We start from the raw sequence: 17,282 nt of genomic DNA on the forward strand, positions 1-17,282 counted from the left end.
CCTGCCGGTCTGGAGATCGACGATGAAGGCTCTGAGGTACGTCACGATCGGCGCTGCGCCGGAGATCAGCGAGGTTCCGGTGCCGGAGCCGGGAGCGGGCGAGGTGCGGGTGAAGATCACCGCGGCCGGCGCCTGCCACTCCGACTCCTTCCTGATGGGCCTGCCGGAGGATGCCTGGCATTCGTTCGGCTACCCGCTGCCGATGACGCTCGGGCACGAGGGCGTCGGGGTTGTCGACGCGCTCGGCGACGGGGCGCACGGGATCGAGCCCGGTGAGCCGGTGGCGATCTACGGGCCGCAGGGCTGCGGCCGCTGCTACTCCTGCGCGCAGGGCAAGGAGAACTACTGCGAGCGTGCAGCCGAGCTCCACATCAGCCCGCCAGGGCTCGGCACCGACGGGACCATGGCCGAGTACGTCCTCGTGCCCGACGCCCGCCACCTGCTGCCACTCGGCGACCTCGACCCGGTCGCCAACGTGGCGCTCACCGACGCCGGCCTGACGCCATACCACGCCATCAAGGGCTCGCTACCCAAGCTGGTCGCCGGCTCGACCGCCGTCGTGATCGGCGCGGGCGGCCTCGGCCACGTCGCGATCCAGCTGCTGCGGGCCCTCTCCCCCGCGACCGTGATCGCCCTCGACCTCAGCGAGGACAAGCTCGCCCTGGCCACCGACGTCGGCGCCCACCACGCCTTCCTGTCCGACAAGACGGCCGCCGACAACATCCGCAAGGTGGTCGGCGCCCGCGGCGCCACCGCCGTCTTCGACTTCGTCGGCGCCCAGCCGACCGTCGACCTGGCCTCGTCCGTGATCGGTGTGGAGAGCGATCTGGTCATCGTCGGCGTCAACACCGCCAGCGCCCAGGTCGGCACGCTCGCCAAGCCGTACGACGCGGTGATCCGGGCTCCGTACTGGGGCTCGCGCTCGGAGCTGATGGAGGTCTTCGACCTCGCCCGCGCCGGGCTCGTGCACGTGGAGACGGAGCGGTTCTCCCTGGACGAGGCACCCGAGGCGTACCGGCGACTTCACGAAGGCACGCTTCGCGGACGCGCCGTTGTCGTCCCCTAGTCCCCTCTCGAACAAAGCCCAGAGGCTGAGTCACCGCCGCCCGAACGACGCCAACGCGCTCCCAGCAAGCAACGCAGCAACGAGGACAGTCCCAGCAAGAACCCAGTAGAGCGCGTCATACCCGCCCAGCACCGCAGCGAGCGCAGCACCCACAGCAGGCGCAAGCGCACCAGCAACCCCAGCGGGAGCCGAGTAGACACCGTTGAGCGCGGCGTACCTCTCCGGCCCCCACACGTCGCTGACGACGGTCGCCGCGATGAGCGTGTAGAGCCCGCGAGCAGTGCCGGTGAGCACCGCGACGACGATCATCACCCAGCCGACCGCGGGCAGCAACGGAAGCAGGGCGACGGAGACGGCGAACCAGAGCACTCCCCCGATCATCCGGGCCCGGACACCGAAACGACGCGCCAGCATCGGATAGAACGCACGCCCCGCGACCTGGCCGGCGCCACTGAGGCCGAGGGCCCAGGCGGCGGTGGTCGCGCTCAGCCCGTGCTCGACGAGGAACGGAACCAGGTGGACGATCGAGGCGAACACGGCCAGCGAGACCAGGGTGCCCGCGAGGGTGAGGAGCACGAACCGGCTGCTCCGCAGCACCTCCCGGTCCCGCACAGGTCGACCGTCCTCAGCCGGAGCAGTCGGCTTCCAGGCGAGATCGAGCACGACGATGCTCGGCACGAACGTCAGCACGAGGAAGGCGCCGGCCAGGATCACGTACGTCCATCGCCACTCCACCCAGCCCGCCAGCGCATCGGTGAGCGGCGCGAAGATCGTCGAGGCGAATCCGCCGGCGAGGGTGAGGGTCGTGATCGCATCGACCCGCCGCGTACCGAACCAGTGGGTCAGCGCCGCGAAGGCCGGCGGGTAGAACGTTCCGGCGGTCGAGAGCCCGACCAGCAGCCAGCCCAGTGCGAAGATCCAGTACGAGGGCGCGGCAGCGACCACGAGCAGCGACACCGCCCCCAGCAGGCTGCCCCCGGCCATCACCCACCGCGGCCCGAAGCGCTGGATGACCCGCCCGACGGGGATGCCCGCGACGGCGCCCACGAGCGTCCCGGCGGAGAAGGCGGTGGTGATCGCGGCCGCCGACCACCCGGTGGCGTCGACGATCCGCGGCTGCAGGACGGTGAAGGCGTAGTAGAGAACGCCGTACGCCGCGGTGACGGTCACGCAGAGCGTGACCAGCACCGCGAGCAGTGGCCGCCCGTCGACCCGCTCTTCCATCGCCAACCTCCAAGCAGCACGTAGGGCGTCACCCTTGCACGCGCCGCCTCAGGGCCGGCGTCGGCCTCAGCGTTCCAGATGAACCTGCTCGACGACGCCGCTGAGCTTGGAGGGGTTGCGTACGTAGTAGAGGCCGGTGACCATGCCGTCCTCAACGTGCAGGGTGACGACGCCGTCGACCTCCTCGCCGAAGTAGATCAGCATCCCCGGGGCGCGGTTGACGCTGGTCAGCTCGAACCTGGGGATGCCGTACTTCGTCGCCAGCCCCGCGAAGAACCGCAGCACCTTCTCGGCGCCGTGGATCGGCTTGCGTGCCGCCTGCACTACTCCGCCGCCGTCGGAGAAGAGCACGACGTCGGGGGCGAGCACGTCCAGCAGCGACTGCAGGTCGCCGCCGGTCGCGGCGTCGCGGAACCGCTCCAGGGCGTGCCGCGCCTCGGCCGCCGAGACCGACTCGCGCGGCCGCCGCTCGGCGACGTGGTCGCGCGCCCGGTGGGCGATCTGACGCACGGCGGCCGGCGACTTGTCGACCGCTGCCGCGATCTCGCCATAGCCCAGCGCGAAGACCTCGCGCAGCACGAAGACCGCCCGCTCGGTCGGCGAGAGCGTCTCCAGCACCAGCAGCACGGCGGTCGAGAGCGAGTCGGCGAGCTCGGCGTCCTCGGCGACGTCCGGCGCGGTCAGCAGCGGCTCCGGCAGCCACGGACCGACGTACGTCTCCTTGCGGCGCGACAGCGTCCGGATGCGGTTGAGCGCGAGCCTGGTCGTGATCCGCACCAGATAGGCGCGGTGGTCGCGCACCTCCTCCAGCGGCACCTCGGCCCAGCGCAGCCAGGTCTCCTGGAGCACGTCCTCGGCGTCGGCGGCCGAGCCGAGCATCTCGTAGGCAACCGTGAAGAGCAGGTTGCGGTGGGCGACGAAGACCTCCGTCGCGGCATCGTCACTCATGCCAGCGACCCTACCGGCGCCAGCGCCAGCGTGATCGCGCCGTAGAGGCCGGTCAGATCCACCTTCGGGATCCTGAACGTGCTGGGCATCTTCGCCCTCCTGTGTCATGGGACCATCTCGTCACCATCCAGACACCGGCACTCATCAGGATGTGACACTAGGGTTGGGGCGTGAGCGAGCCAGAGACGACGACGGTGGCGGAGGGCGTTGCCCGGATCGAGTGGGCCGCGGGCGAGGCCGTCGATGTCGTACGCCGCGAGGTGGCCGCCGCGCTGCTCACCCATCATCGGGTGGAGGCGCTGGTCGACCCGGACGACCCGACCGAACAGCGCACCGCGACCTGGTCGGGGCTGCACCGCGAGGGGCTGCTCCGCGGCGTGGCTGGCGGCAAGGACCGGATGATCTACGCCCGGGTCGCGAGCGATGCCCCGGTGGAGGCACCCGAGGGCTTCCGGGCGCTGCTCAACTCGTTCCTCCCGCGCAAGCGCGCGATCGGGCAGATGCTGGTGCGCGACGCCGAGGAGCGCGTCCTGATGTGCCAGCTGACCTACAAGAAGGACTGGGACCTGCCCGGCGGCATCGTGGAGGTCGGTGAGTCGCCGAAGCTGGCCACCACCCGCGAGATCGAGGAGGAGCTCGCCCTCGTCCTCCCGGCCGGCGACCTGCTGCTCACCGACTGGCTGCCGCCGTGGGGCGGCTGGGACGACGCCGTCTGCCTCGTCTTCGACGGCGGCGTCCACCCGTCCTCGATCGTCGAGCGGACCACTCTCCAGCCGCGCGAGATCCGCTCGGTGGCGTTCTGCACTCTCGACGAGGTCCGCGAGCGGGCCGCCGACTTCACCGCGCGCCGGGTCGAGGCCGCCCTCGCCGCGCTGCGGGGCGGCCCCGGCTACACCGAGTCGGGCCGCCCCTAGCGCTCAACCTCACCGCGACGGCGTCAGCTCCGCGACGACCACCGCCCGCGGACGGAGGCTGACCGGCCCGAGCAGACCGGAGGTCGGCGGGACCTGGTTGGCCTTGCCGCGCTGGTTCAGCAGCGTGTTGGTGACGCGGACCTCGATCGTGTTCGCGCCGGCACGTAGCGCCTCGGTGGCATCGATGACGTACGGACGCCACAGCGCCCGCGGCAGCAGGACCCCGTTGATGGTGACCTGCGCGATGTCGCGCACCTCGCCGAGGTCGAGCAGCATCCGCCGTCCGGCCAGGTCGGCGGCGGTGACGTCGACCGAGGTGCGGTAGGTCGCGCTCCCGGAGAAGCGGGGGTCGATGGTCGTCCACGATCCCAGCGGCCTGGTCTGCTCCGACTCGCCCTCGCGCTCGAGCCTCACCGTCCACGGGCCGTCCAGCGCGATCGGCTGCAGCTGGTCGGTCGTCGTGGCCTCGCCGCGGTAGGTCCGCTGCCCGTCCTTGCCGGTGAGGGTCGTCGTCCCGGGCTCGTCGACCAGGACGGTCGCCTCGAGCGCCTTCCCGCTCCGGGTCACCGACTCGGCGAGCTGGTCACCGACCAGGTGCGCGTCTGGCTTGCTGCCCTTCTGGAAGACGATCGCGAGCGTCTCGTAGGGGTCGAGGCGCAGCGGCACGGTGGTCTCCTTGCTTCGGCCCTCGTCGTACGTCGCGGCGACCTCGGTGCTGCCGTCGCGCGGGTCCCAGATCTCCGGCACGCCGTCGACCGGAAGGGTCGCCGAGGTGCTGACGGCCTGGTCGCTCTCGTTGTTGACCAGGAACGCGACGTCCCCGTCGCGGCTGGTACGCAGCACCCGCACCGCCGGAGCGGCCGGGCTGAGCTCGGCGGCAGAGACACCGGCGGAAGCCGCCAGCCCACCGAGAGCGTCCGCGTCCGCGACCACGGCGACGTGGCCCTCGCCGCGACGGGTCCAACCCGCGGCGGCTCCACCGAACAGCGAGCGCAGCTCCCGGTCCAGCTCGGCGGTCCGACCGCCGGCCTCCAGCTCGGGCAACGGCCCGACGGCCGCCACCCGCCCGCCGCCGCGTACGAACTTCTTCAGGGTCCGGGCCGTCTCCAGGTCCAGCACCGGTGTCGTCGGCAGCACGAGCATCCGGTAGCTCGCCTCGCCGACCTTCAGCTCACCGTCGTCGGAGCGCGCCTGATAGCGCGTGCCCGGGTCGCCGGAGAGCGAGCCGTCGCTGAGCAGGTCGAAGTCGACCTGACCGCGCTCGAGCGCGAAGGCAGCCTCGGCGAGGCGGTCGTCGAGATCATGCTCCGCGTCCGTCGCCCGGGTCTGCTCCGCGGCTCGCTGCGGCTGCACCACGGCGGTCCGGGCGAGCGAGTCGCCCCGGCCGAGCTCCATGACCCGGCCGATCCAGGCATCGACGTCGCCCATCGCGTCCCAGTAGGTGCTGGCGGGCCCGAACGGCGGCGCGAAGTAGACCTGGGTCTCGTCGGTCCACATCGCGTGCAGCGCGGTGAAGTTGGCTCCCCGGGTGGCCAGGGCACCGATCGTGGCGTGCATGTACTCCGGTGCGACTCCCCAGCCGGAGTTGCCGAACACCTCCACCAGGGCACGCTCGGCACCGCTCTGGTGGGCCGCCGAGGCGGCGTTGCGCATCAGGGTGGTCTGCTTGCCCGCGGTGTAGTCGGTGGTGATCATGTCGGTGCCGGGGACCTGGGCGTACTGGTTGTTCTTGGCCAGGTCGCCGGTGCTGTGCATCCGCTGCTGCGGGCCCTCCTCGTCGAGCAGTGGGTTGGTGATCAGCTGCAGTCCGTGCTCGCCCATCCAGGTGGCCTGGCGCTGGTAGTAGTTGGTCGCGAACGCGTCGTTGACCGCGCGCCAGTAGGTCCCGGCGTACTGCTCACCGGCGCGGCCGAGCTCGTCGGAGGCGGCGGTGAACGCGACGCCCGGGGACCCGCCCGCGTCCTCGATCAGGTCCGCGAGACCGTCCGACCAGGCGAGCCGCTTGAAGGGCCACGGCTCAGCCGAGGAGATGAAGGGCTCGTCGTCCCAGAAGCCCGGAACCACCGAGCCCATCGCCCAGCCGAAACGGCGCAGGTACTCCCCCTGCACCACCTCGAGCAGCCGGTCGGTCGCATCGGGGTCGAGCAGGTTGAGGTAGCCCCGGTGGTAGCCGCTGGTGTCGTCGACCAGGGTCGTGTGGGCGAAGGTGTCCACCTGCCAGCGCCCCGCCGGCACCGTCCAGGAGCCGTCCTCGAGGTTCGGGGTGAGCTCGAGCAGGTCGCCACCGTCGGTCGATCCCGTCGGGCGAGCCGCGGCCGCGACCGTGTCCTTCAGCCTGACCAGCGGGCCGCCGAAGTCACCGATCGCCTCGCTGCCCTCGAAGGTCTGCGACCACAGCGTCGCCCCGGCCTGGTCGGTCACGGTCAGGTCGTTCCACTGCACGCGCTGAAGGCCCTCGACCGCATCCTCGATCCCGACGCCGCCGAACTCCGCGCTGACCGCCGGAGCACCCGTGGCGTACGTCGCGTCGACCGCCTCGGGCTGGACGGTCTTGTTGATCACCGGCTGGATCCGGTCGCCGGCGACGGTGACGCTGATCGTCTGCTCCCGCCGCGGCGAGAAGCCCGGCGTGTTCACACCGGTGGTCAGCCGGGTCCGCGAGCCACCGTCGAGACGCCAGACGCTCGCCTTGCCCTTCACGTCGACATCGACGAGGTAGCCGCGGCTGCCGTCCTCGGAGGCACGTACGACGAGCTGCGCGCCGGAGGCGGTCAGGGTGACCTTCCCGGTCGCGGTGTAGTCGCCCCAGGTCGCACCGGAGCTGATCGGGTGCGCGCCCTCGCGGATGGCCGCGTCCACGACGAGCCGTCCGCCCTCGACGCTGAGACCGCTGGACTCGGCCGGGTCGATCGTCGCCGGGCCCTCGACGACGCGCGTCGAGCGCTGCAGCGCCTTCAGCCGCAGCTCGGGGCTCGGCTCGTACGTCTTGTCCCCGACGGTGCCGCCGTTGGCGATGATGCCGCCCGCCTTGCCGCTGGGGAAGTTGCTGTCGTTGAACAGCCAGATCCGCATCCCGGTGCGCTGTGCCTCCCGCAGGACGTGCTCGACGATGTCGAACCAGGCCTCGGTGAAGAACGCCGGCTGCATCTTGTCGCCGCCGTAGGGGAAGAGGACCGCCTCGTAGACGCCCTTGTCGCGCATCTCCGCCATCTGCGCGTCGACGACGTCCGGGGTCACGTTGCCCGTCCAGTACCAGTAGAAGGCCGGGCGGCTGTCGCTGGGCGGGTCGGCGAAGGCCGCCGGATCGAAGCCGCGTGCCTGGGTCGATTTCTGGGTCGATTCCTGGGTCGCTCCCTGGGCCGCCACCGCGGGATCGGTGGGTACGGTGCCGAGCGCGAGCGCTGTCGCCAGGGCCGCGGTGCCGGCGAGAAGGCCGGTGAGTCGGATCATGTTCTGCTCCTACCTGGTGATGAACGTGTACGTGCCGGTCCCGACCTCGAACTCGGCGAACCCGGGGACCGTCGAGGCCACCCGGCGGGCGCCGGTCGGGGTGGTGACCCGGACGCCCTCGGCTGCCGGCACCCGGACGGTCGCGGTGGTGTTCGGCGGGATCGTGGCCGTGAGCCGGACCTGTCCGTCCGTCCGGACCCACGAGCTGGAGATCGTGCCCCGGACCGACTCGTAGGAGGACGCGGCCGACCCGACGTCACCGACGAGCGCGGGCTCGATCACGACCTTCTTCCAAGCCACCGAGTCGTCGGCCTGGGTGATGCCGGCGACCCCACCGGTGAACCAGGAGTCGATCGCGCCGAGCATGTAGTGGTTCTGCGAGGCGCCGGAGCTGGTCCAGCTCTCCGGCAGCGAGGTCGCGCCGGCGGCGAGGAACTTGCCGTAGCTGACCCCGTCGTTGCGCTGCACCCAGTCGTGGAGCACGTCGTCGAGCCGTTCCTTGGAGAGCAGGTCGACGGCTGCGTACAGACCCACCTCACCGACGACGATGTGGTCATCCGCGGCGCGGATCTGCTGGACGAATCGGTCCAGGACACCGGCGCGCAGGTCGGTCGGGACGAGGTCCTCCTGGAGCGCCAGAGCCTGGCTGGCCTGGTCGCCGTTGCCGTAGAGCCCGGTCTCCGGGTGGTAGAAGGTCGCGTGGAAGGCCGTGGCCACCTCCGCCGCCTTCTGTTCGTACGCAGCGGCGTCCGCGTCGCTCTCGAGGGCGGCCGCGATCCGGCTCATATGGGTGAGGATGCGGTGGTAGGCCCAGGTCTGGGTCAGCGCCGGAGGCGTGGCCGGTGAGGCCGGGGTGATCCAGTCACCGAGGCCACCGGAGACGATGCCGTCCTTCGAGATCGAGGCCAGGTAGTCGGCGTACTCCACCATCTGCGGCCAGTGGGCGCGCATGGCGCTGTCGTCGCCGTACCACTGGTAGATCTGCCAGGACGACACCGCGAGGGTCGCGCCCCAGTTGGCGTCGTGCCGGAAGGCCCCGGCGAAGAGCGCGTCCTCCGGTGCGGTGGTGGGGATCAGGCCGTCGTCCTGCTGGGCGTCCACGACGTCCTGCAGCATCTTGCGGTAGTGCGCCTGGACGTCGTAGCCGTAGGCGAGGGTGTCGAAGACCAGGTTGGTCTGGTCGAGCCAGCCGAGCTTCTCGCGGTGCGGGCAGTCGGTGAAGACGGAGTACATGTTGGACTGCACCGAGCGGTCGATGATCCGGTGGATCCCGGTCATCTGAGCGTCGGAGGTGGCGAACGAGCCGACTGCCCGGTCGGTGGCGCGCAGCACCAGCCCCTTCACCGTCGCGGCGGTCGGCGCGGTGGTCAGGCCCTCGACCTGGAGGTAGCGGAAGCCGTGGTAGACGAACCTCGGCGTGAACGTCTCCGCGCCGGTGCCGGCCAGCGTGAACCGGTCCCGGATGTCGCCGCCGACGCTGCCCTGGTCGACGGTGCCGTCGGCCTTGAGCTTCTCGGCCGGTCGCATCGTGATCGTGGTCCCGGCCGGGCCGCTGGTCGTCAGCTGCTGCCAACCGGCGAAGTTGGTGCCGAGGTCGAAGACGTACGTCCCCGCCTTCGGCTCCTTGACGGCAACGGTCTCCAAGGTGTCGACCTCGCGGATCGGCGGACTCTGCTGAGCCACCAGCTCCGGGTCGCCGGCCGGGGCGCCGATGTCGACCGCGTCTAGCCAGCCGTCACGGTCCGCGCCGGGCTCGTTCCAGGCGCCCAGGTCGCGCCGGGCGTCGTGGTCCTCGCCGCCGTACCAGTTCGAGAAAGTGACCTCGCCGAGGGTCGACTTGAACGAGGAGCCGGTCGCGACAGTCTGGCGCCGGCCGTCGCGGTAGGTGATCTCGAGCTGCCCCATCGCCCGCGGGGCGCCGTGCCCGGCGGCCGCCTTCATGTAGCGCTTGGGGATCTCGGGGGTGTTGAAGACGTTATAGATGCCGTTGCCGAGCTCGATCCCCCAGGTGTTGCCGCCCTTGCGGAGCAGCCGGGTGACGTCGTACGTCGCGTAAGGGACGCGGACGCTGTGCTCGGTGTTGCCGGGCTGCAGCAGGTCGGGCGAGACCGGCTCGCCGTTGAGCGAGGCGTCGTAGACGCCCTCGCCGGTGACGTAGAGCCGCGCGGAGGCGACGTCGCCACCCGCGGTGAAGTCCCGGGCCAGCACCGGCAGCCCCTCGGGCGAGGTATGCAGGTTGGAGACCGCGGAGACCTTGGTCCGCGGACCGACCTTGGTGAACGTCGTGTCGTCGGCGGAGACCGATACCTGGAAGTCGCGGGCGAAGTTCGGCGTGGTGCCGTAGTCGCTGGGCGCGTCCCACAGTGAGTAGAGCCGGACCGTGTCGATCGCCGTCGGCTCACCGAGGTCGATCGTGATCACGATCGGCTGGTCCTGGACGTCGGTCTCGGGGTGGTAGTCGCTGCGGTAGCCACGCGGGTCGTCCGCGGTGGTGACCTTGCCGTCGGTCAGGTAGGCGGGGTCCCACACGCCCGGCTCGGAGTTCTCCTCGGAGACCGTCACGGTGGCGCCCTCGGCGAGGTTGGCCCCGTCGGCGCCGTGGGTGACCTCGATCTCGCCGAGCTCGAGGCGAGGCTTCCAGTTCGGGTCGTCGAGGGGCTCGCCGGGACGGCCGAGGTCGACCACGGTCAGCCGTACGTAGCGGGCTTCCTGCGCGCCGATGCTGACGTCCTGATGGAGCGGGGCGGCCCAGCGCTCATCGGTGATCCACCGCCCCTGCCAGTCGGACTCGTCGAGCAGGCCCATCTCGAAGGAGGCCGGCCTGCTCCACTCGCTCGCCCGGCCGGCCGCGTCCCAGACCCGGACCTGCCACGACGCCTTGTCGCGGGAGCCGAGGCGATCGCCCGCGTAGGACGTCGCCATCGCGGCCGAGCGGACCCGACCGCTGTCCCACAGGTCGGGGTCGCCCAACCGGCTGCGGGTCGAGGCGACGCGGACCTGGTAGGCCGTCTGTCGGGCGACACCGGCGCCGTTGCGCCACTGCAGGTCGGGGGTGAGGTCGTCGATGCCGATCGGGTCGCTCACCCCTCCGACGCTGAGTCGCGCCGGGGCGGCAACCCCGCCGGACGGGTCGCTCGCGACTGCCGCGGACGGCATCAGACCGACGGCTGACGCCACCAACGCAAGGGTCACCAGGGCTCTCATCGCACCTCCTGAAACGATTCAACTCCAACGGAGGTTAGTATGTCGCACGTCACACCTATGACGGGAGTCACAGCAACGGACTGGCCGCATGCGGCCAGTCCGTGGGTCAGATCCGGGGAGCGCTCAGCGGCGCTTTCCGCTCTCGACGAGATCCGGGAGCGGCCCCGCGACCTTGCCGGACCGCGGCAGGCGCACCACCCCCTGAGCGACCAGCGCCCCGATCACCAGGAGGGCGCCACCGGCGAGCTCGCCGGCGCTCGGCACCTCCCCGAGCAGCAGCCATGCGGAGCCGATCGCGACCGGCGGCACCAGCAGGATCCACGGCACCACCGACGACGCCGGGTGCCGCGCGAGGAGCGAGTTGAAGATCCCGTAGCCGACGAACGAGGCCAGCACCACCGTGTAGGCCGTGGACACCAGCGCCTCCCAGCCGAAGGCGGCCACCCCCTCGCGGACACCCTCGGGTCCGTCGAGAACCAGCGAGAGAGCCAACAGCGGGAGCGGAACCACCAGGGCCGACCAGACCGTCAGCGAGAGCCCGCCGGGCACCTTGGCCGCCCGGGAGATCACGTTGCCGATCGCCCATGACAGCGCGGCGAGCAGGCAGAGCACCAGCGCGACGACGGGCACGTGGCCGCCCCGCCCGAGAGCCACCACGACCAGCCCGACAGCGCCGGCGACGACGCCGATCACCTGCAGGAGGGTCGGCCGCTCGCGCAGCACACCAGCCGCGAGGACGATGGTGAGCACGACCTGCGCCTGCAGCACCAGTCCGGCGAGACCGGGCGGCATCCCGGCGGCCATGCTCGTGTAGAGCAGCCCGAACTGGCCCAGGCTCATGAAGACCCCTACCGCCGCCACGACCCGCCACGACGCCTTCGGGCGCGGAAGCAGGAAGACCGCCGGGAACGCGACCAGGACGAACCGCACCGCGAGCAGGAGCAGCGGCGGCACCGCATGCCCGTCGCGCGCCTCGAGGCCCCAGTCGATGACGACGAAATTGAAGCCCCACAGGACGGCGACGAGGACGGCGAGCAGCGAGTCACGGCGGTTCACACCGTCAACGATGACCCCAAAGACAATGAAGCACCAGCGAATGATTCTTCATCCGATGACGTAGCATTACTTCATGATCGACCTCGCCTCGCTCGTCGCCCTGCGCACCGTCGACACCCACGGCTCGGTCGTGGCGGCCGCCGACGCCCTGGGCTTCACGCCCAGCGCCGTGTCACAGCAGGTCAAGCGGCTCGAGCGACAGGTCGGCGTACCTCTGCTGGAGCGGATCGGGCGCGGCGTCATGCTCACCCACGCCGGCCGGCATCTGGTCGACGAGGGGTCGCGGCTGCTCGCCGACATGGAGTCGCTGGAGTCAGGGCTGCACGAGCAGGCCACCACCGTGGCCGGCCGACTGCGGCTGACCGCCTTCTCGACCGCGATGCGCGGACTGATCGCGCCGGTCGCGGGCGAGCTCCGCATCGCCCATCCCGAGCTCGCCCTCACCCTCTCCGAGCGCGAGCCGTGGGACACCGTCGACCTGGTCGCCACCGGTCACAGCGAGATCGGCGTGGTGCACTCCTGGGGCGACGTTCCGCTCTCCATCCCCGACCATCTCGTCACCACCGAGCTCCACCGCGACATCGCCGACGTGATCACCCATCGCGAACATCCACTGGCCCAGCTCGCCAAGGTGACCCCTCACGACCTCGTCGCCGAGGACTGGATCGCGACACCGGAGGGCACGATCTGCCGGCAGTGGCTGAACCGGATGTACGCCGGCACCGGCCATCTGCCGCGGATCGCGCACGTCTCGATGGAGTTCGACAGCCATCTGGCTCTCGTGCGAGCCGGTCTCGGGATCGCGCTCATCCCCCGCATGGGGCGGGCGGCGCTGGGTGAGGACCTGGTCGCCGTACGCGTCGTCGACCCGGTCCCCACGCGCGAGATCCTCGCGCTGCACCGGCGCACGATGGCCGCCTCACCGGCGGTCACCGCCGTGCTGACGGCCCTCGCGGGTCAGAACAGGGCCGCTCAGAACAGCGCTGAGGCCAGCGACTGACGACCCTTGAGCACCCGCTCGTCGTCGTTGCCGACCGCGGCGAACAGGCCCAGCAGGTGCTCGCGCGCCTTGTTGCGCTCAGAGTCCGACGTGCGCCGCACCAGCTCGACCAGCCGGATGAACGAGTCCTCGACGTGGCCGCCGAGCAGGTCCAGGTCGGCGACGAGCGTCTGCGCGTCGACGTCGTCGGGCGCGGCCGCGGCGGCGGCACGGGCCGCGTTGAGGTCGACCCCCTGCGTACGCTGCAGCACCTTGGCCATCGCCAGCCCGGCGGCGGCCTCGGAGTCGGCGGGGTTGGAGGCGATCAGCTTCTCGTACTCGGCCACGGCGGCGTCGATGTCGCCGCGCTCCAGGGCGTCCTGGGCCGGGGCGTAGCGCGGATCCATCGCCGGCTCGTCCCCGTCCTCGGTCGCCACGGCACCGCCGAGGGCGTTGGGCTTGTGTCGCCCGCCGATCCCCTGGGTGGTGAGCTGCTGGCCGAGCTGCTGGAAGACCGTACGCAGCTCCTCGAGGTTGAGCGCGCCCGGGATCGGCTGGGTGACCGGCCGGCCGTCGAGCAGGATGTAGAGGAGCGGCACCTGCTGCACCTGCAGCGCCTGCGCGATCTGCGGGTTCTTGTCGATGTCGACGAGGCCGACCAGGAAACGGCCGTCGTACTCCTCCACGACCGTCGACACGTCGCCCGCGTAGGTGACGCTCTCGGGCGAGCGGGAGGCACCGTAGAAGACCAGTACAACCGGAGCGGTCATCGACGCCTCGAGCACCGACTGGAAGATCTGCTCGTCGACCTCGACGGTGTAGGAGCCGGCGCTCCGCCCCTGGGCGGGAGCCGCATCGGCCGGACCGCCGAAGGAGGCGTCCTGTGCGGGCGTGGTGCTGGCGAGCCCGGAGAGATCGACGGCTCCGGGGCGGGAGAACGGCTGCTGCGTCATGTTCTCAATCCTATGAGCAGGCACCAGGGTGGCAGGCACCCGACGCTGGTTTATCCCACACTGCCGCGCAGGCCGGCGCGCTGGACGACGCGCTGGATGGTCAGGTCTCGCTCGTTCGGCCGGCCGACGAAGTAGATGTTGTTGAGGCCCTGCTCCTGGGCGGCCGACTCGAAGACGAAGTGGCCGTAGTTGAAGATCTGGCCGGTGAACGACTGCTTCACGGTGATGTCGAGGACTCGCGCCAGCGGCATGGTCGCCAGCTCGCTCGAGAGCACCCCGTGGACGCGGAAGATGCGCATGTTGGTGACCACGAACCGGTCCCGGCTGACCACCAGCGCCCGCCAGAACGCGTGCCCGACCAGCGCGAAGGCGAGCAGCACGATGATCCAGGCGACGTTCATGTCGATCGTCGCCGCGACGATCATCAGCGCCAGCCCGAGGATCGCCTCGCCCACCGGACGGAGATAGGAGACCCAGTGATGGGTGACCTCGTCGACGACGACCTCGCCTTCGTCGCGAAGGAGGTGCTTGGAGATGTCGACACCGAAGAGGTTCACACCGCCAACGATAGTGACTCCGCCGAACCCATGGCGAGAGAACAGGCCGTACGCCGGGACAACTCTAGTCGTCGAGGAGGGTGTCGGCCGCTGCGTACGGGTCACGTACGCCTTTGACCACGTCCGCCGCCAGGGCGTCCAGGTCGCCGTCCGAGCCCACGCTCGACCATCGCGCGCGCAGGGTCTCGACGGCGATGGCCTCGACCTCGGCCCGGGCCCGGCGCGTACGCCGCAGCTCCAGCGTCCCGCTGGAGCGCAGCCAATCCAGGTGCTCGTCGAGCGCGCCGACGACCTCGGCCAGACCCTTGCCGGACTGAGCGACGGCGGTGAGGACGGGCGGGGTCCAGGACCCCTCGGTGCGGTCGGTCAGGCGCAGCATCCCGCGCAGGTCGCGCTGGACCTTGGTCGCGCCGTCGCGATCGGCCTTGTTGACGACGTAGAGGTCGCCGATCTCCAGGATCCCGGCCTTCGCCGCCTGGATGCCGTCGCCCATCCCGGGCGCGAGCAGCACCACGGTGGTGTCGGCGAGCCCGGCGATCTCGACCTCCGACTGGCCGACACCCACGGTCTCGACCAGCACGACGTCGAACCCGGCGGCGTCCAGCACCCGGATCGCCTGCGGCGCCGACCAGGCCAGCCCGCCGAGGTGGCCTCGGGAGGCCATCGAGCGGATGAAGACACCCGGATCGGTGGCGTGGTCGGTCATCCGGATCCGGTCGCCCAGCAGCGCACCACCGGAGAACGGCGAGGACGGGTCGACGGCCAGCACCGCCACGGTGCGCCCCGCGGAGCGCAGCTCGCGGACCAGCGCGGAGGTGGTGGTCGACTTCCCGACCCCGGGCGCGCCGGTGAGCCCCACGATGTGGGCGTTCCCGCCGTGAGGCGCGAGCGCGGCCATCACCTCGCGGAGCCGCTCTCCCCCACCGACCGGGGCGTTCTCGACGTACGACACCAGCCGCGCGACCGCCCGGGGCTCACCGCCCCGGGCGCGCGCGACCAGGTCACTCACATCAGAGATGGCTCAGGCCTTGGGGACACGCACGATCAGGGCGTCGCCCTGACCGCCACCGCCACACAGCGCGGCGGCACCGGTGCCACCGCCGCGGCGCTTGAGCTCGTGGGCCAGGTGGAGCACGACTCGCGTCCCGGACATGCCGACGGGGTGACCGAGGGCGATCGCGCCGCCGTTGACGTTGACGATCTCGGGGTCGAGGCCGAGCTTCTTGGTGGACTCGATACCGACGGCCGCGAACGCCTCGTTGAACTCGACGAGGTCGAGGTCGGCGGCGGTGATGCCCTCCTTCTCGAGGGCCTTGGCGGTGGCGTTGGCCGGCTGCAGCTGCAGCGAGGAGTCAGGACCGGCGACCATGCCGTGGGCGCCGATCTCGGCCAGCCACTCCAGACCGAGCGACTCGGCCTTCTCCTTCGACATGACCACGACGGCGGCAGCACCGTCGGAGATCTGCGAGGCGGAGCCGGCGGTGATCGTGCCGTCCTTGGAGAACGCCGGACGGAGCTTGCCGAGCGACTCGGCGGTGGTGTCGCCGCGTACGCCCTCATCGGCGCTGATCACGATCGGGTCGCCCTTGCGCTGCGGGATGGAGACCGGGACGATCTCGTCGTCGAAGACGCCATTCTTCTGGGCCGCGGCGGCGCGCTGGTGCGACGTGGCGGCGAACGCGTCCTGCTCCTCGCGGGTGAGCTTCACACCCTCGGAGTTGATCTGCTCGGTCAGCCCGCCCATCGCCTGCTGGGTGGCCTGGTCGTAGAGCGCGTCGTAGGCCATCGCGTCGACCAGCGTGGTGTCGCCGTACTTGAAGCCCTCGCGCGACTTCGGCAGCAGGTGCGGCGCGTTGGTCATCGACTCCATGCCGCCGGCGACGATGACCTCCGCCTCACCGGCACGGATCAGCTGGTCGGCCGTGGCGATGGCGTTGAGGCCGGAGAGACAGACCTTGTTGATGGTGATCGAGGGCACGTTCATCGGCAGCCCGCCGGCGATGCCCGCGGCGCGCGCCGGGTTCTGGCCGGCACCGGCCTGGATAACCTGGCCCATGATCAGGTAGTCGACCTGATCCGGCGAGACGCCCGCCTTCTCGAGGGCGCCCTTGATGGCGATGCCGCCCAGATCGGCCGCGGACAGGCCCTTGAACCCGCCGAGCAGGCGGCCGATCGGCGTACGTGCCCCGGCGACGATGACGTTGGACATGGGTCCTCCAAGAATGTTGGGTGGTGCTGATCTGCACTGAGGTTACTAATTAGTAACCTCAGTGGGAAGAGTGTTGGGGACAGCCTGGTGTGGCTGTCATCACACATTGTGCCCGTTGAGCCCGACCTCAAGGAGAGTAGGCCCATGACATCCGTGGAAATCCCATCGCACCTGTTCACCCAGATCGACCACGTCGGTCTCGCCGTCGCCGATCTGGACGCGGCGATCGACTTCTACGAGAAGACCTTCGGCATGAAGCTCGCCCACCGCGAGACCAACGAGGAGCAGGGCGTCGAGGAGGCGATGATCGCGATCGGCGACTCCGACAACAAGCTCCAGCTGCTCGCCCCGCTCAACGAGAACAGCACCATCGCGAAGTTCCTCGACCGCAACGGCCCCGGCATGCAGCAGCTCGCCTACCGGGTCACCGACGTGGAGCAGGTCTCGGCGATCCTCAAGGAGCGCGGCGTACGCCTTCTCTACGACGCACCGCGACGCGGCACCGCCGACTCCCGGATCAACTTCATCCACCCCAAGGACGCCGGCGGCGTCCTGGTCGAGCTCGTCGAGCCGGCCGCCAACACCGCCCACTGATCCCGAGGGTCCACCACGGCACGTGCGCTGTATCGAGCTCGTCGAGATGAACGATCCAAGAGTCATGTGTCACATCAGGCTGGTCATTGCGGTTACTCACCAGTAATGTCCAGCGAACTAGAGTCAAC

Annotated in this window: 13 protein-coding genes; 4 read left to right on the plus strand and 9 right to left on the minus strand. The window is 70.6% G+C overall.

What is annotated here, in order from left to right:
• Nucleotides 1–22 precede the first annotated feature (22 nt).
• Nucleotides 23–1,066, plus strand: a complete 1,044-nt coding sequence (locus ABZU72_RS11370; RefSeq protein WP_355018963.1) for an NAD(P)-dependent alcohol dehydrogenase — start codon at nucleotides 23–25, stop codon at nucleotides 1,064–1,066.
• 30 nt (nucleotides 1,067–1,096) lie between these two features.
• Here the strand turns inward: ABZU72_RS11370 and ABZU72_RS11375 are convergent, their stop codons facing one another.
• The gene (locus tag ABZU72_RS11375) at nucleotides 1,097–2,290 is read right to left on the minus strand and encodes an MFS transporter (RefSeq protein WP_355018964.1); all 1,194 of its coding nucleotides are present in this window, start codon (nucleotides 2,288–2,290) and stop codon (nucleotides 1,097–1,099) included.
• A gap of 66 nt (nucleotides 2,291–2,356) precedes the next feature.
• A complete protein-coding gene (locus ABZU72_RS11380) occupies nucleotides 2,357–3,238 on the minus strand; it encodes an RNA polymerase sigma-70 factor (protein WP_355018965.1) in 882 nt (293 codons plus the stop codon).
• 170 nt (nucleotides 3,239–3,408) lie between these two features.
• Between ABZU72_RS11380 and ABZU72_RS11385 the strand changes: the two genes are divergently transcribed.
• A complete protein-coding gene (locus tag ABZU72_RS11385; protein WP_355018966.1) occupies nucleotides 3,409–4,152 on the plus strand; it encodes an NUDIX hydrolase in 744 nt (247 codons plus the stop codon).
• Between the two features lie 9 nt (nucleotides 4,153–4,161).
• Here the strand turns inward: ABZU72_RS11385 and ABZU72_RS11390 are convergent, their stop codons facing one another.
• The 3 genes from ABZU72_RS11390 to ABZU72_RS11400 form a co-directional block, all read right to left on the minus strand.
• Nucleotides 4,162–7,602, minus strand: coding sequence for a glycosyl hydrolase (locus tag ABZU72_RS11390; protein WP_355018967.1), 3,441 nt, complete (start codon nucleotides 7,600–7,602; stop codon nucleotides 4,162–4,164).
• Nucleotides 7,603–7,611: 9 nt separating this feature from the next.
• Nucleotides 7,612–10,806, minus strand: a complete 3,195-nt coding sequence (locus ABZU72_RS11395) for a family 78 glycoside hydrolase catalytic domain (RefSeq protein ID WP_355018968.1) — start codon at nucleotides 10,804–10,806, stop codon at nucleotides 7,612–7,614.
• A gap of 123 nt (nucleotides 10,807–10,929) precedes the next feature.
• Nucleotides 10,930–11,862 carry an EamA family transporter gene (locus ABZU72_RS11400; RefSeq protein WP_355018969.1) on the minus strand — a complete coding sequence of 311 codons (933 nt, stop codon included), beginning with the start codon at nucleotides 11,860–11,862 and terminating at the stop codon, nucleotides 10,930–10,932.
• Nucleotides 11,863–11,935: 73 nt separating this feature from the next.
• Here ABZU72_RS11400 and ABZU72_RS11405 point away from each other — a divergent pair, with 73 nt between their 5' ends.
• On the plus strand, nucleotides 11,936–12,862 hold the full coding sequence (locus ABZU72_RS11405) for a LysR family transcriptional regulator (protein WP_355018970.1): 927 nt from the start codon (nucleotides 11,936–11,938) through the stop codon (nucleotides 12,860–12,862).
• On the opposite strand, the gene ABZU72_RS11410 is transcribed toward ABZU72_RS11405, so the two are convergent.
• The 4 genes from ABZU72_RS11410 to ABZU72_RS11425 form a co-directional block, all read right to left on the minus strand.
• Nucleotides 12,835–13,794, minus strand: a complete 960-nt coding sequence (locus tag ABZU72_RS11410) for a tetratricopeptide repeat protein (RefSeq protein WP_355018971.1) — start codon at nucleotides 13,792–13,794, stop codon at nucleotides 12,835–12,837. The genes ABZU72_RS11405 and ABZU72_RS11410 overlap by 28 nt on opposite strands.
• Nucleotides 13,795–13,844: 50 nt before the next feature.
• On the minus strand, nucleotides 13,845–14,351 hold the full coding sequence (locus ABZU72_RS11415; RefSeq protein ID WP_160027818.1) for a PH domain-containing protein: 507 nt from the start codon (nucleotides 14,349–14,351) through the stop codon (nucleotides 13,845–13,847).
• 64 nt (nucleotides 14,352–14,415) lie between these two features.
• Entirely contained in the window at nucleotides 14,416–15,360 is a 945-nt protein-coding gene (gene meaB, locus ABZU72_RS11420; protein ID WP_355018972.1) for a methylmalonyl Co-A mutase-associated GTPase MeaB, read from the minus strand.
• 12 nt (nucleotides 15,361–15,372) lie between these two features.
• Entirely contained in the window at nucleotides 15,373–16,560 is a 1,188-nt protein-coding gene (locus ABZU72_RS11425; protein ID WP_355018973.1) for an acetyl-CoA C-acetyltransferase, read from the minus strand.
• A gap of 144 nt (nucleotides 16,561–16,704) precedes the next feature.
• Between ABZU72_RS11425 and mce the strand changes: the two genes are divergently transcribed.
• Nucleotides 16,705–17,154 (plus strand): methylmalonyl-CoA epimerase, encoded by a 450-nt coding sequence (gene mce / locus ABZU72_RS11430; protein WP_355018974.1) that lies wholly within the window; start codon nucleotides 16,705–16,707, stop codon nucleotides 17,152–17,154.
• The last annotated feature ends 128 nt before the right edge of the window (nucleotides 17,155–17,282 follow it).

The organism is Nocardioides sp. NPDC004968 (genome assembly GCF_040608935.1).
Classification (GTDB): Bacteria; Actinomycetota; Actinomycetes; order Propionibacteriales; family Nocardioidaceae; genus Nocardioides.

Coding starts and splice junctions, on each gene's coding strand:
- ABZU72_RS11370 (WP_355018963.1), top strand. CDS start 23: ATGAAGGCTCTGAGGTACGTCACGATCGGCGCTGCGCCGGAGATCAGC.
- ABZU72_RS11375 (WP_355018964.1), bottom strand. CDS start 2,290: ATGGAAGAGCGGGTCGACGGGCGGCCACTGCTCGCGGTGCTGGTCACG.
- ABZU72_RS11380 (WP_355018965.1), bottom strand. CDS start 3,238: ATGAGTGACGATGCCGCGACGGAGGTCTTCGTCGCCCACCGCAACCTG.
- ABZU72_RS11390 (WP_355018967.1), bottom strand. CDS start 7,602: ATGATCCGACTCACCGGCCTTCTCGCCGGCACCGCGGCCCTGGCGACA.
- ABZU72_RS11395 (WP_355018968.1), bottom strand. CDS start 10,806: ATGAGAGCCCTGGTGACCCTTGCGTTGGTGGCGTCAGCCGTCGGTCTG.
- ABZU72_RS11405 (WP_355018970.1), top strand. CDS start 11,936: ATGATCGACCTCGCCTCGCTCGTCGCCCTGCGCACCGTCGACACCCAC.
- ABZU72_RS11410 (WP_355018971.1), bottom strand. CDS start 13,794: ATGACGCAGCAGCCGTTCTCCCGCCCCGGAGCCGTCGATCTCTCCGGG.
- ABZU72_RS11425 (WP_355018973.1), bottom strand. CDS start 16,560: ATGTCCAACGTCATCGTCGCCGGGGCACGTACGCCGATCGGCCGCCTG.
- mce (WP_355018974.1), top strand. CDS start 16,705: ATGACATCCGTGGAAATCCCATCGCACCTGTTCACCCAGATCGACCAC.